The sequence below is a fragment of the Cohnella sp. LGH genome, from assembly GCF_017671885.1.
Taxonomy (GTDB): domain Bacteria; phylum Bacillota; class Bacilli; order Paenibacillales; family Paenibacillaceae; genus Cohnella; species Cohnella phaseoli.
This window is the reverse complement of sequence record NZ_CP072117.1, coordinates 4,454,384-4,467,741: the sequence shown is the minus strand read 5'-3', so window position 1 is coordinate 4,467,741 and position 13,358 is coordinate 4,454,384. Positions and strand designations below refer to the sequence as shown.

Below are 13,358 nucleotides of genomic sequence, written 5' to 3'. Positions count from 1 at the left end.
ATGGACGCCAATCGAGAAAATTATTATGTATTGCTCGGCTTGAATTCTTCCGTATCGGACCGGCAAGTAATTGAAGCCAAAATTAACGAGATGGAGAAAAAGTGGAAAGACCTCGTTACCAAGCTGGGCAGACCGGAACATAAGCGTTACCTTGAACTTGTTCCCGACATCCGCAAACGTATGCTGAACTCCGACACGCGCGCGAAGGAAGCGAAGGCGGCAGTCATCATTTCGGCAATCGATCCTTCTATATATGAAGCGGCCAGAAAAGCGCTGCCGGAAACTTATCAGAAGATTGAGAAAGGCTTGGCAAACGCCAAAGTCACCGACATGTATGACTTCCTTAGCCGCGACCCGGCAAGCGGACAGCGGCGCGGGCGTTATCGTATGGAAGATCGTTCGGACGATCTGGCAGAACGAGCCAAGGAGTTGATGGACGCTTACCGCAATTTGCCGGATGCGGTTGATAAAATGCGGTTAGTCTCGCTTCTGGCTGATTTTATCGGCAGCGGGCACAAAGAAGTCTACGACGCCTACATCATGATGAACGTGAAAAAGTCGCTGGCCTACGAGGTCGACACGGTTGTTAAGTATAACGGAAACACGCTTACCAAGGAAAATTTGTCCAAGCTGACATCCGAGTTTACTCGATTATTTTTCCCGAAAAATGACGCCACCGAATTTATTAAAGCGTATTGCGAATATAAGGGATATGCCGTGACTAAAGCGCCAACCCAGCCTAGCCCGAGCGTTCCTCAGCCTGCCAAAGCGCAGGAAACGCCAGCGCCGCCAAAGCCGGATAAGGTTCCACTAGAACAAGCAGCTGGCAACCTGTATAAAGATTACGCCCGCTTGCTGCAACAAAATATGGGCAAGCTCAAACTCGTCGTCAACAAACAACATGAACATATCAATTCCTTAAAGGTAAAGGAGAAAGGCACGGATGCGAGAGCGCCCCAGCACAAGGAATATCGGGGACACCTGAAAGGCGCGATCCTGCATCAGTTCGCTTTTAAGGAGTACATGGACATTACCAGTTTTTTGGCTAGAGGTCAGGTTATAACGGATAAGGAACAAACCTTTTACGATCTGTATAAGCAGATGCTGCGGGGAGAAACGGCGCAGCTGGAGCAGAAAATGTCATTGTGGACGTATTTGCAATCCCGGTACAGTCAAAAAATCAACGAGCTCACTGCGCCAAGCGCGGATGAAGTAACCGATAGAATGGCGGTGACGTTCATTGACTAAATTGTGGCTGTACATGACAAGTCTTTTGAAATATTTCATCGTTATCCTTATCGTGAACGGCATCATGCTGTACTTTTTCCTCAACATCGTTACGATCATTATCGCGGGTCTATTGTTCTTGGGGATGTTTGGCGCGGCTTGGACAGATATGAAGGAACGTTATGACAAAAAGCAAAAGAAGAAGGAGCTGCGGTTCGCACAACGAGAAACGGCAAATTTTGCAGCGGCAGCAAGGCATGAATTGGAGGGCTTTGAACAGGCTTTATCCTTAACGATGAGAGAGATGCGCGCACACAGTATTTTGTAATCTGCCCCGGTTATTTCCCCACTTGTATATTCCGATTTGCACAAACAAAGGTTACGTTCTCCCGATACACAGCTATAATTGGATTATAGCTGTGTATTTGCGAGGAGGATTGCACCAAAATGAAAAAATGGTTAGGGCTAGGCATTGCGCTGGTTCTGGTTCTGATACTGGGAGCCGCGTGGCTTCTGTATGATCAGCGCAACTCGCCGCCGCCAAATACAGAGCCGGCAGCGAGAGCATTGTCCGAGGGCGTGGAGCCGCAGCCGTCCGCTGCGCAGGAGGAGGCTCCGCCGGTGCAGAATATCGCCGAGTTTCGCATGCTTGATCTTGATGCAGGCTGGTTTCGGTATGCCGATGGCTCAGTTATGTTGACGGAGGACGGAGGCGTTCATTGGCAGCAGGCGGGATCGGACTGGCGCGAGCCGGTTGACGAAGATGGGGCCGGTGCAGCGGAAGTCGATGGAGCCGCAGAGAAGCCAGCAGATGAGGCTGAACAGGCGATACGTGCGATTGAGGCGGCCTATATCGCATTCTCGCCGGGCGAGACGGTTGACTACAAGGGCCAGAGGATTGCGGTAAAGCAGGCGCAGCCCGTCACCGGACAAGTTGGCTGGGCGCTGGCCGCGGAAGGAAGCGGGCTTGTTATGCCGCTGCTCGTTACAGTTGACGGCGGACGTACATGGCACGATGAAGTGACAGCCGATGTGCGCGCAGCGATGGAGGAAGAGAAGGCCAAGCGCGAGCGCCGAGCGGAAGAAGCGGCGCTGTATGGATCGCCGCAGTTGGCGTTGCAGGCGATGAAGCCGGGCCGGACGCTGCTGCCGGATCGAACGTATCCCGGAGATGCCGTGCTTGTGCGCAGCAGCGAGCCGGGAGAGCTAGAGTGGCAGGAGCAAACGTACAAGCTTCAGCCGCATAAGGCCGGTTATTTTACATACCTTCCGATTCCGCGCGCTCTGGAGCCGGGGACATACGAGATTGGCGATCGCCAATTGATCGTGGAGGAGAAGGAGTTTAAGACGCAGTATTTGAAGGTGTCGGAGCAGATGGAGAGCATGAGGAGGAACACCGAGCGGATTCAGGCCGACCAGGAGAAAGTCAAAGCGGCCCGAGAGAACTCGGCTTCGACCTTCCTGTTCAATTCGGAGTTCGTGGCGCCGCTGAAAGGGAGGCTGTCGACTCCTTTCGGATATACGCGTTATGTGAACGGCAAGCTGAGCAATTCGCACATGGCCATCGATCTGGCAGTTCCTGAAGGAACGCCGATTAAGGCGGCGAACGACGGCGTCGTGGCGCTGGCGGAAGATTTGTATTTATCGGGCAATACGATTTATCTGGATCATGGCATGGGGTTGTTTTCCCAATATGCGCATTTGTCGAAGATTCAAGTAGAAGTAGGGGATACGGTAAAAAAAGGCGATATTATCGGTCTTGTCGGTTCAACCGGTTTCTCTACCGGCCCCCATCTGCATTTTACCTTTTGGGCGCATGACGTTCCGGTGAATCCGGATTTGTTTTTTGAGACGACGCCTTTCCAGTGGCTGAAGGCACCTCAGTAACATTTGGAATAAGTAACTGTCGCGTATCGTTTTTTTAGCGGCTGCTGCTTTAATTGTGCAAGAAGAATCGTTCCGACTAGGATTTTTGTGACCGTAACTAGGCTATTTTACATGATTCTGAAATGGTTATTAATCATTGAAATTAATTCGTAAGAACTATATATTTAAGTTGTGTTCCAGAATACGACAAACTTGGTTTAATAGACCTGTGGGAGAGATCATGGAATGAGCACAATTGCTGCTTCTAGGAGAACGTAACACTGACATTAAACATCTTAAGTTGCAGTTGATAATCGGGAGGCAGAGGATATGGCTTTCTTCAAAAATCTGCTCACATTTGGCGCACATGGACGGATAGAGCGGAAAATGGAAGAATTCGAGGATTTAAAGGTTCAATACGAATCGCTCTATTATGAGATGGACTCAAAACGTAAGGATGTTAATAAAACGCTGGAAAAAGTCATTCGATTCAAGGTAGAGGCGGTTAAAAGTCTTCAAAAGATCAATAAAGTTTCTAAAAATCTCAAAAGTAAAGATCGTGAATTCATTTATCGTAATATCGGAAACGAACATCAAACTGTAAACTTCAAACAGATTGAAGACACGATTACCGCCGGGCAGATTGCTATGTCTGCTACCAAGGGACTCTCTGCTGGCGTTGGAACAGCGTTGGGGGCGTGGGCGCTTGTAACCACATTTGGTTCGGCATCTACTGGCGCAGCGATTGCAGGGTTGTCTGGAGTAGCGGCAACGAATGCAGCGTTTGCGTGGTTTGGCGGCGGAGCGATTGCAGCGGGCGGCGGCGGGATCGCTGCTGGAACTGCCGTTCTTGGCGGAATCGTTGCAATACCTGCTCTTGCAGTATTTGGGGTTTTCAGTCACATAAGCGCTAACAAGAAGATTAACGAAATTGAAAGAGAAATGGGACAAATCATTCGTTACATGGATGATATGCAAGCTAATATTTTCAAAATGGAAGTAATAGAGGCTCGCTCAAATGAACTTATTATCTCAATTGATAAAGCCCAATCCGTTTTTGAACAAGAATTGAAACGTACGTTGCGAGAACTGAATAGAATTTTCATTCTCTCTAAGTTTATTCGTTGGGCTCGAAAGAATATATTTCGTAGAAATTATTATTCTGAAAGTGATCTCAAACATATTGCTTATATCGGTGGAATTGCCGCAGATTTTGCTGTTGTAATAGATACTCCCGTTTTCGAAGAATAATATTGTGATTGTGGGGGATTCGATATGCTTAAAAAGTTTTTGAAAAATAAACAACTTCAAAAAGCTTCAACTAAATTAGGAGAAGTTGCTGATATTATTCCTGCTCCGGATGTATTGAAGTTTTTCAACGTGCTGACTGAAGCCTACAAAGAGAATCAAATTACGAGTTTTGAACTTGCTAAGCTAGAAGCGCAAAAAGAAGTTGCCCTTCTCGAAATCAAGAACAAATATGATCTGTATCATAAAGTTTTTGGTGCTATATTCGACGAACGCAAGATGGCGATTCAGAAATCGTTTGATATTATTGATCAGGGTCTCGCCTCCGGTGATAAAGAATTAATCAGTATGGGGATGCAGGGCTTAAGCAAAATTGTTTCAAGTAGCCCATTTGCAAATTTTCAACAACTTTCTAATATGCTTGAAAATAAAACAATTATCGAAATCTGATCTCTGTAAGGGGACTGACATGGTACTCAAATATAAAAAGAACGCATCGATGAGATTGATAACATTAACACATCGCTTTGCACTGAAAAGCTTAACCTTCGCGCTTGCAGCGCTAGTCATCGTCGGAGGAGTGGACGATTCCCGCTCGGCGAACGCGGCAGAGGCGGTCGACAACAGCAAGCTGATCGTCGATGTGGCGATGGGCAACGGCTTTGCGCTGGCGGTCGCCAAGGATGGCACGCTCTGGAGCTGGGGGAGCAACGGGGGCGGGAGGCTTGGACTCGGCGAGACCGCGAAAGCCACGCCTACTCCGGTCAAAGTTCAGGGCATAAATCGCGTCATCGCTGTTTCGGCAGGCATCAACCATGCAATGACGCTCAAGGCTGACGGAACTGTATGGGCGTGGGGCTTTAACATGCAAGGCGAGCTGGGAAACGGGACGTACACAGAATATGGTGAGCCGGATAGCAAAGGCGCGAGGCGGATCAGCATCGACCGCAACGGCTACGTTCCGCAGCAAGTGCCCGGCCTTGCCGGTATTGTCGGCATCGCTGCGACGAATGCGGGAGGCATTGCCTGGAATGCGGCGGGCGAGTTGTGGAAATGGGGCGATGCGGGAAACGGTACGGTTGCGAAGGAACGACTTTCTCCGCAGAAAAATGAAGCGATCGCCTCGGTTGTCTTCGCTGCGGCGGGAACCGGATTGTTGGCGGCGGTCGTCAAGGACGGTACGGTATGGACGCAGGGTTGGAATACTTTCGGACAGCTTGGCGACGGCAAGAGAGACGAGTCAGGCCGCATCGCTGTCGCTCAAGTAGAGGGAGTTGCCAACATCGAACGGGTCGTGACGAATGGCGCGACTGTCCTCGCGTTTCAACGGGGCGGCAAAGTGTTCGAGTGGGGCATCAGTCTGCTGGAGACGAAAGGCTTGAATCAGACAGACCCGGCAGACCGCGATAAAATGCAGCACCATCTGCAGCCAACGGCTTCGCCGGAGCTGCAAGGCTTCAGCGAAATCCGGAGCACGACGTATCTTCTGGTCAAGCCTTCGTTCCTCGGCTTAAAGCCGGATGGAACCGTATGGACGTTCGGCGACAATGCCCTTGGCCAACTCGGCGTCTCCGGCCCTGCCGAGCGCTATTCCTGGGGACAAGTGTCGGGCTTGCCGTCAATTGCGACCGTGGAAGGCGCCTACGGCTCGAATGTGGCCGTCGGGACGGATGGCAGCGTGTGGGCTTGGGGCAGAAACGATTACGGTCAGCTCGGCGACGGCACGACGATCATGCGGAAAACGCCCGTCGCGATTGGCGGATTCGGCAGCGCGCCGGTGAAGCCTGAGCTTCCGACGCAGTATAAGCTCATTGTGAACGGTAAAGAAGCTACGCTTGCCACTAAACCTGTCGTAAAAGGGACAACTGTGACGCTGCCGCTTGCCGACGCCGCGAAGGCGTTCGGGGCGAAAGTCTCCTTTGATAAGAACAAGACGACGGCGACGATCACGCGAGGCAAATCGAAACTTGTGCTGAAGTCGGGAAACGCGCAAGCGATTGTGAACGGTAAAACAGTCAAGCTCGCGTCGCCGGTTCCGAAATCGTGGCAAATCTCTGCCGAATGGCTGGTTAAGCAGCTAGGCGGAACAGTTAAAGTCGATTCGTCTAAGCTGACGATCGTGGTAACGCTCAAGTAACCGAGAAGCATGCTTACTGCTTGTTGTATAAGTAAAAGAAGCACAAGTGGAAGGGGATTACGATCGCCCTGGAGCTTGTGCTTTTTTCATAACCCTCCGATTAATGTTCCCCCTACAACGCCGACAAGGGATTGATCGATCTAACTTAGTCGTGGAGAGGTAATTCCAAGGCAGATATAAGCTCATTTATTGCCTTGTGTTCTTTACTAGCGATTTCATCAAGACAATTAAAAATAATTTTTTCTATGATCTTATGATCTTTGGATATTAAGGCTTTTAACTGGGTTACCTTAATGAATTCCGCCAAGTTTTTGATTTCTTCAAACTGAACCTTTAGATACGCATAATTACTTTGACTCAAATAATGGTGATCGTATAAATACTGAATCCTTGAAAGCATGCATTTCTTGTGTTCCCACAATACATATAGCGGTCGTATATCTTCCCAAAAATCGCCTGACTTTAAATTTAATTTATAATAATGATAGACATCCATTCCAAAGGCAAGGTTGTTTCTTCCTGAATCGAACATCGCAAATAAGCGTGTATGATCAGTAGAGTTTAAATAGCCCTTTAAAGAATCCGCGATCCAGGTTACATCCAATATATAATCTTTACTTTGCGAGCCTGGGCGCTTCTTTTCGTAATGGTATAAATATAAAACCGTGTACCATTTTTCTATCGGACAATTTCGATAAGCACTGTCGAAGCCGGAAAAAGAGATTTTTAACGATTTGTAAAATGGATTGTACCCCAAGATATCAAAGTACTGCTCGCTGCGATTATATCCAAAAACCAATGTGTCGTGATAAAATTGGTGGGGTTCAAAATGAAAGCCGGGGTCATTTGCTACGAAATGTTGATCCAAATGCAAGTCTACATAGTAGTTCCTATCAATACAGGAAATCACAAATTCAGTAATATTATCGGTTAGATGATTGACCATTTCTTTCTTGATCGTTTGTGAGTAAAGCCAAGGATTATTCACATAAAAGTTGAAATCCTTAGAGGGACCCAAGTAAAAGTCTAGATGAATACCCTTGTCCTTAAAATCTTTTTCGCATATAAGTTGGATATAATTGCTGTGGAACCAAGCTTCGTAGTGTTTATCCGTTGAAAGAATGGCTAATGTCTTAGCATGGGACGAATAACTTAAGATTTCGGGTTTATCGTTGATTGCTAATCGCTTCGCGTACGCCATATTCTCGTTTCCTCCACCCTTGGTTCGATTTCATAATTCCTTGAGCGGCTTCAAATGCTTCCATAGCTTCAAAAATATCACATATCAATTACTTCTACCCTTTTATAAGAAATTCCTTCTTTTCTATTCCTTGTTGGTTTTTTTGGGGTTATGCAGAATTAGACTGGATGACGAGCTCTATTGGATAAGCAAAGACCAAGTAAACGGGTTTATACTGAGTCGAATGAATCTCAACACCGGTGAAATTCGCATGGTTACAAGCGTCACACATCACGTATTTGCACTGGACCGCCATTGGGCGTATGTGCTTGAGAGAGACAAGGACGGCAATGCGGCTACCGCCTCCCTATACCGATATTCACGAACGGACGGCAAATCGGAATATGTGATGTCGTTGCCGAACTGGGAGCTCCCGTCTATTTTCGGATCGGCTGCGATCTATTCCCGGCATCCGTCGCTGGAGCAGCTAGAGCTGGAGTGGCTGGATATGGACCGAAAATAATTCGATCAAAGTCCCCCCGACAGCACCGGCAACGACAACGATCCAAGGCGGCATTTTCCAAAAAACGAGCATTAGAAACAAAACCAAAGCCAATACAAAATCAACGGGAGCCAAAATCGCCGTTGTCCATAGCGGGTTGTACAGCGCAGCCAGCAAGATGCCGACAACGGCTGCATTGATCCCGGTAAGCGCTCCTTGAACATTTGAATTTGTCCGCAAGGAGTTCCAGAAAGGCAGCGCTCCTGCGATTAGAAGAAAAGCAGGAAGAAAAATAGCGGCAGTGGCGATCAAAGCGCCCGCCACGCCGTTGATCATCGCTCCGAGGTATCCGGCAAAGGTGAATAACGGCCCAGGTACGGCTTGCGCTACGCCATAGCCCGCTAAAAAATCGGCTTTGCCGACCCATCCCGAAGGCACGACTTCTCGTTCGAGCAAAGGAAGAACGACGTGACCGCCCCCGAATACAAGCGAGCCTGACCGGTAGAAGCTGTCGAACAAAGACACCCAGTCTGTGATAACCCATTCCCTAATCAGCGGCAGCAGAATCAGGAGACCGAAGAACACTGCCAAACAGAGCGCGGCAAAGCTGCGGCTGACGGGAACGGACAAGCTTTCCGTTTGCGGAAGTGTCGTTTTTCTATATAACGTCATACCTACGATACCTGCAACTGCAAGCAGCAGAATCTGACTAAACGCAGTCTGCCACAGAAGGGTTACTGATGCAGCAAGAACGGCGATCGTTACCCTGCCGCGATCGGGAGTCAGCTTCTGCCCCATGCCATGCACTGCCTGAGCGACGATGGCTACAGCTACGATTTTGAGACCATGAATCCAACCTGCACCGCTTATATCAAATCCCTGCAAGAGGAAGGCGAACAGGACCAATGCGATGACCGATGGCAGCGTAAACCCAAGCCAAGCGATCAGACCGCCAAGTAGTCCTGCTCGAATAACGCCGATTCCAATCCCGACTTGGCTGCTGGCCGGACCCGGCAAAAACTGGCACAGAGCAACCAAATCCGCATAGCTTCGTTCGTCCATCCATTTGCGGCGGCGTATGTATTCGTCATGAAAATAACCGAGATGGGCGATCGGTCCTCCGAACGAAGTCAAGCCGAGCTTGGTGGATACGGCTAATACTTCCATTAGCTTTCGCAAATTGCTTTCAGACTTCTGCCGAGTGGCGATGTTGCTGTTTTCCACGAGATATCATTTCCCCTTAGGCGAGATAATCGTTTCGATGTTGTCAATATACCATACTTGTATTAACGCGGAGTGAACGTTACCTAATGATTTTGTGCGGAATGGAGCATCGCCTCCAATCGACAGTGGATTTTACCGAATCATCTTCGCCGTCTTACAAATCCGTAAGGAACAAGCTTGGTTTTGTAATCTAAATCGATGGAACTGCGGACCGTTTTTTATCTAAACTCGAATAAAGACTGAATTTTGGAGGTTATTGGAATGAATGAGTTAAACGAATACGTTAAGGCAGCCATTATGGGGGTCATAGAAGGGCTGACCGAATTTCTGCCCGTTTCGTCCACGGGTCATATGATTTTGACGGGGCGTTTGTTGGATTTTGAAGGAGAGCTTGCCGATACTTTTAAGGTTGTGATTCAGCTCGGAGCGGTTCTCGCCGTGTTGGTTCTTTATTGGAAAAGATTTATCGGTTTTATGAATGTGACTCCCGCCGCGTTGAAACGACCCGGTATTAATATTTTGCATGTTATAATCGCAATGATCCCCTTCGTTATTACCGGCTTTACGATTCACGGTTTTATCAAGGAGCGATTATTTGGCCCCACGCCCGTGCTGATCGGCCTGATCGCCGGAGGTGTTCTCATGATTGTTGCAGACAAATATCGAGGAAAAGTCAGTGCGGAGACGATGGATGAAATTTCGTATAAACAGGCTTTCGGAATCGGACTCTTTCAATGCTTGGCTGTCTGGCCGGGGTTCTCAAGATCCGGATCGACGATTTCGGGAGGGATGCTGCTTGGGACAAGTCAAAAAGCGGCGGCAGAATTCACGTTTATCGTCTCGGTTCCGGTGATGTTCGGCGCTACCGCATACGATCTCTATAAGAGCAGGGATTTCTTGAGTGTCGCCGATATTCCATTATTTCTCGTCGGCTTGGTGGCGGCCTTCGCCGTCGCCATGATCGCGATTATTACATTTTTAAACTTGGTCAAAAGGTTGAGCCTGTCATGGTTTGCCTACTACCGATTCGTGCTGGCCATCGCCTTTTTTATCATTTTATATATATAAGCCCGCAAAACGAGGAGCTTAGTGCTATATCCGCCTCGTCCAAATTCGAGACTAACGTGGAGAGAACTTAACATGATGTTTTTGTACGGCGCAGAGCATCACTTGCTGATATTATCCGATACGATTGATGCGGAGGAGCATGGACATTCCTTTTTGCAGCTGACCCTTTCCTTGGAGGATGAGCTTGAGATCGGGGTGGAGGGACAAGTTGTAGGCTGCTCTGGTATCCTCATCGATTCGAACGTTGTTCATCGATTGCAGGGGGCGGGTCGCCCTTTATTGCTGCTGCTTATGGACAGCACCTCCGATATGGCGGCGAGCTTCAAGCGATACATAGGCGAGCGTAAGTATGCTGTGCTCCCGACAGAGACGGTGAGAACGATGAGCGAGTTGGTGCAAAGTGAGCATCCCCATGTTAAAGATACGGACAGCTATATTGCTTTTCTGGAACAGCTTATGGCGCTTATGGGTGTGGAACGGACGAAGACCGCAATTACGGATTCCAGGATAAGAGAGTTTATTCAGTTGGTAAAAGATTGTACCGACTCCGAGCACTCCGTCAGTCTGTATGCCCGTAAATTAAGTTTGTCCAACAGCAGATTGTCGCATCTCTTTAAGGAAAATACCGGCATACCGCTTAGCGGATATATGCTGCTGCACAAGCTTCAGAAGGCATCCTACCTGATTTTCCAAGGCCTAAGCATTACCGATGCGGCGATGGCGGCGGGGTTCGACAGTCCCTCGCATTTGGCTGCTACGAGTAAAAGACTATTAGGGATGAATGCGAAGGATATTCGCAAAGATAGCGTCTTTTTGCAAGTTTCCTGCCTGCATGAACGGTACACTTGATGCAGGAGGTGTTTCCAATGAATGCATACTTGAAGGAAACGGAACTGCTGAATTACTCCCATCCAACGATCCAACAGCTGGTTCACAGCCGCAAGTGGGATCGTTTGCCCATGAAAGAACGGATTCTTGGCATCTATAACTACGTCCGCGACGATGTTCTATTCGGCTATAACAGGGCGGACGATATTCCAGCCTCCGAGGTACTGCGGGATGGCTACGGCCAATGCAATACGAAAGGGGTGCTTTTTATGGCGCTGCTGCGGGCCGTGGGGGTGTCTTGTCGGATGCACGGGTTTACCATCGACAAAAAGCTGCAAAAGGGAGCGATGAGAGGATGGTATTACCGGATGTCGCCCCGAGAGATCGTTCACAGCTGGGTCGAAGTGCGCTATGAGGACAAGTGGTTGAATATCGAAGGCTTTATACTGGACATTTCTTACTTGACGAAGCTTCAACAAAAATTCGGAGATTGCACAGGCTCCTTCTGCGGCTATGGAGTTGCGACAGACAACTTTCAGAATCCGGACGTGTATTGGAACGAAAGCGACACTTACGTGCAAAAGGAAGGGATCGTCCGTGATTTTGGAATCTACGACAGTCCCGACGCTTTCTTCTTCGTTCATCAACAAGCGCTAAGCCCACTCAGGAAAACGATCTTTCGCGGAGTCGTTCGTCATCTGATGAATCGGAATGTGAGTCGAATAAGGAGGGGGTAGTTCGCGCATCCAAACAAAGGGCTAATACAAGAGAGCGTCCATCGATGGGCGCTTTCTCTATGTTTTCTTGAGTAATTACAGTTTGACAGGAACGTCCTGTATTCGCTATGATAAAGAGGTTCGATTTGGGCCCAAAAATTTAAGGCGGTGAAACAGTGGCTACTTTAAAAGATATTGCCGAAAAAGTGGGCGTCTCGATTTCGACCGTTTCTCGAGTGTTGAACAACGATGACAGCAAAATTGTCAACGCCGTTACGAAGAAAAAAATCCTGATCACCGCCGAAGAGCTTGGCTACCGAACCAGAGGGTGGTCTAGGCGACCGATAGGGGACGAGGGCGCAAAGCCGGCGGTTACGAAGCGGGCAGGCTGCATTATCTCGCTTCCCCAGGAAAATTACTCGTATCCGTACTTCTCTCTTGTTTTGAAAGGAATAGAGAAAGGACTGGCCGACAGAGGTTATGAGCTGTCTTTTATTCATACGAGGGACGAGCTGCGAGATCCTTCGGTGCAGCAGCAAATCATTCAAGACAGCCGGATAGACGGCTTAATTATTATCGAAGGCATAGACCCTCCGATCTATGAAGCCATCAAGAAGCATATACCGGTTATTGTCGGCGTCGACGTGAACGATCCGACCATTCCTACGGTTTCCTATGACAGAGTGTCTGCTTCCCAGGCGGCAGTTCGGCATCTGATCGAGCAAGGGCACCGGAAAATCGGCTTTATCGGCGGCTTGGGACTGTCAGGGGACATCTATCGCGAGAAGAGGTTTCGGGGCTATCGTTACGCGCTGCTTGAAGCCGACATTGAACCGGAGCCGAAATGGATTTTGAACGCCGAGTGGCAAATTGAAAACAGCTTTGAATTGATGAGCCGGTTGGTGAATGAGGTGCCGCGAGAGGAACTGCCTACCGCCTTCTTCGTAGCAAGCGATGTCATGGCAATCGCAGCCATGCGCGCGGTTACGGAAGTCGGCCTGCGCGTGCCCGACGACATAGCCTTCTTCGGAGTCGACAATATCGATATTTCGCAATATACTTCTCCACCGCTATCCACCATTCATGTTCCCAAATATGAGATCGGCCAAACGGCGGCTTACTTGTTGTCCGAGTACCTGGAAGGAAGACTGTACTTTCCGATCAGAGCGCTGCTTCCTTATGAGCTGAAAATCAGGCGCTCTTCGACAAAAGACTAGGGCGTGTCTGAATACTCCGAGGGTAGCAGATTTTGCCGAGTAGACAATGATTAAGGGGCCGTTCTCCCGCTGAGGAGAACGGCTTTTTTGCTATGTCGGAGTACAACGAATAGTCGATTCCTTACGTCTGTTGTTTTAATATCAA

At 48.8% G+C, this 13,358-nt stretch carries 13 protein-coding genes; 11 read left to right on the top strand and 2 right to left on the bottom strand.

What is annotated here, in order from left to right:
- From J4772_RS19280 to J4772_RS19255, 6 genes are all read left to right on the top strand, one after another.
- Nucleotides 1-1,248, top strand: a complete 1,248-nt coding sequence (locus tag J4772_RS19280) for a hypothetical protein (RefSeq protein WP_209070952.1) — start codon at nt 1-3, stop codon at nt 1,246-1,248.
- Nucleotides 1,241-1,555: a hypothetical protein gene (locus J4772_RS19275; RefSeq protein WP_209070951.1), complete on the top strand. Its 315-nt coding sequence runs from the start codon at nt 1,241-1,243 to the stop codon at nt 1,553-1,555. The genes J4772_RS19280 and J4772_RS19275 overlap by 8 nt, the downstream gene beginning before the upstream one ends.
- Before the next feature lie 119 nt (nt 1,556-1,674).
- Entirely contained in the window at nt 1,675-3,114 is a 1,440-nt protein-coding gene (locus J4772_RS37410; RefSeq protein WP_305827703.1) for a M23 family metallopeptidase, read from the top strand.
- A 309-nt stretch (nt 3,115-3,423) separates the two neighbouring features.
- Nucleotides 3,424-4,344, top strand: a complete 921-nt coding sequence (locus tag J4772_RS19265) for a hypothetical protein (protein ID WP_209070949.1) — start codon at nt 3,424-3,426, stop codon at nt 4,342-4,344.
- A gap of 24 nt (nt 4,345-4,368) precedes the next feature.
- Entirely contained in the window at nt 4,369-4,791 is a 423-nt protein-coding gene (locus tag J4772_RS19260) for a hypothetical protein (RefSeq protein WP_209070947.1), read from the top strand.
- A 49-nt stretch (nt 4,792-4,840) separates the two neighbouring features.
- Nucleotides 4,841-6,478 (top strand): stalk domain-containing protein, encoded by a 1,638-nt coding sequence (locus J4772_RS19255; protein WP_209070945.1) that lies wholly within the window; start codon nt 4,841-4,843, stop codon nt 6,476-6,478.
- A 145-nt stretch (nt 6,479-6,623) separates the two neighbouring features.
- Here the strand turns inward: J4772_RS19255 and J4772_RS19250 are convergent, their stop codons facing one another.
- Nucleotides 6,624-7,679, bottom strand: a complete 1,056-nt coding sequence (locus tag J4772_RS19250; RefSeq protein ID WP_209070943.1) for a hypothetical protein — start codon at nt 7,677-7,679, stop codon at nt 6,624-6,626.
- Between the two features lie 250 nt (nt 7,680-7,929).
- Here J4772_RS19250 and J4772_RS19245 point away from each other — a divergent pair, with 250 nt between their 5' ends.
- Nucleotides 7,930-8,181: a hypothetical protein gene (locus J4772_RS19245; RefSeq protein WP_209070941.1), complete on the top strand. Its 252-nt coding sequence runs from the start codon at nt 7,930-7,932 to the stop codon at nt 8,179-8,181.
- Here the strand turns inward: J4772_RS19245 and J4772_RS19240 are convergent.
- Nucleotides 8,146-9,327, bottom strand: coding sequence for a chromate transporter (locus J4772_RS19240; protein ID WP_209077282.1), 1,182 nt, complete (start codon nt 9,325-9,327; stop codon nt 8,146-8,148). The two genes, J4772_RS19245 and J4772_RS19240, sit on opposite strands and share 36 nt — an antisense overlap.
- A 318-nt stretch (nt 9,328-9,645) precedes the next feature.
- Here J4772_RS19240 and bacA point away from each other — a divergent pair, with 318 nt between their 5' ends.
- From bacA to J4772_RS19220, 4 genes are all read left to right on the top strand, one after another.
- Nucleotides 9,646-10,452: an undecaprenyl-diphosphate phosphatase gene (gene bacA / locus J4772_RS19235; RefSeq protein ID WP_209070938.1), complete on the top strand. Its 807-nt coding sequence runs from the start codon at nt 9,646-9,648 to the stop codon at nt 10,450-10,452.
- A gap of 72 nt (nt 10,453-10,524) precedes the next feature.
- Nucleotides 10,525-11,301, top strand: a complete 777-nt coding sequence (locus J4772_RS19230; RefSeq protein ID WP_209070935.1) for an AraC family transcriptional regulator — start codon at nt 10,525-10,527, stop codon at nt 11,299-11,301.
- Between the two features lie 17 nt (nt 11,302-11,318).
- Complete coding sequence (locus J4772_RS19225; RefSeq protein ID WP_209070933.1) at nt 11,319-12,017, top strand: transglutaminase-like domain-containing protein; 699 nt, start codon at nt 11,319-11,321, stop codon at nt 12,015-12,017.
- A 155-nt stretch (nt 12,018-12,172) separates the two neighbouring features.
- The gene (locus J4772_RS19220; RefSeq protein ID WP_116060371.1) at nt 12,173-13,213 is read left to right on the top strand and encodes a LacI family DNA-binding transcriptional regulator; all 1,041 of its coding nucleotides are present in this window, start codon (nt 12,173-12,175) and stop codon (nt 13,211-13,213) included.
- Nucleotides 13,214-13,358: the final 145 nt, after the last annotated feature.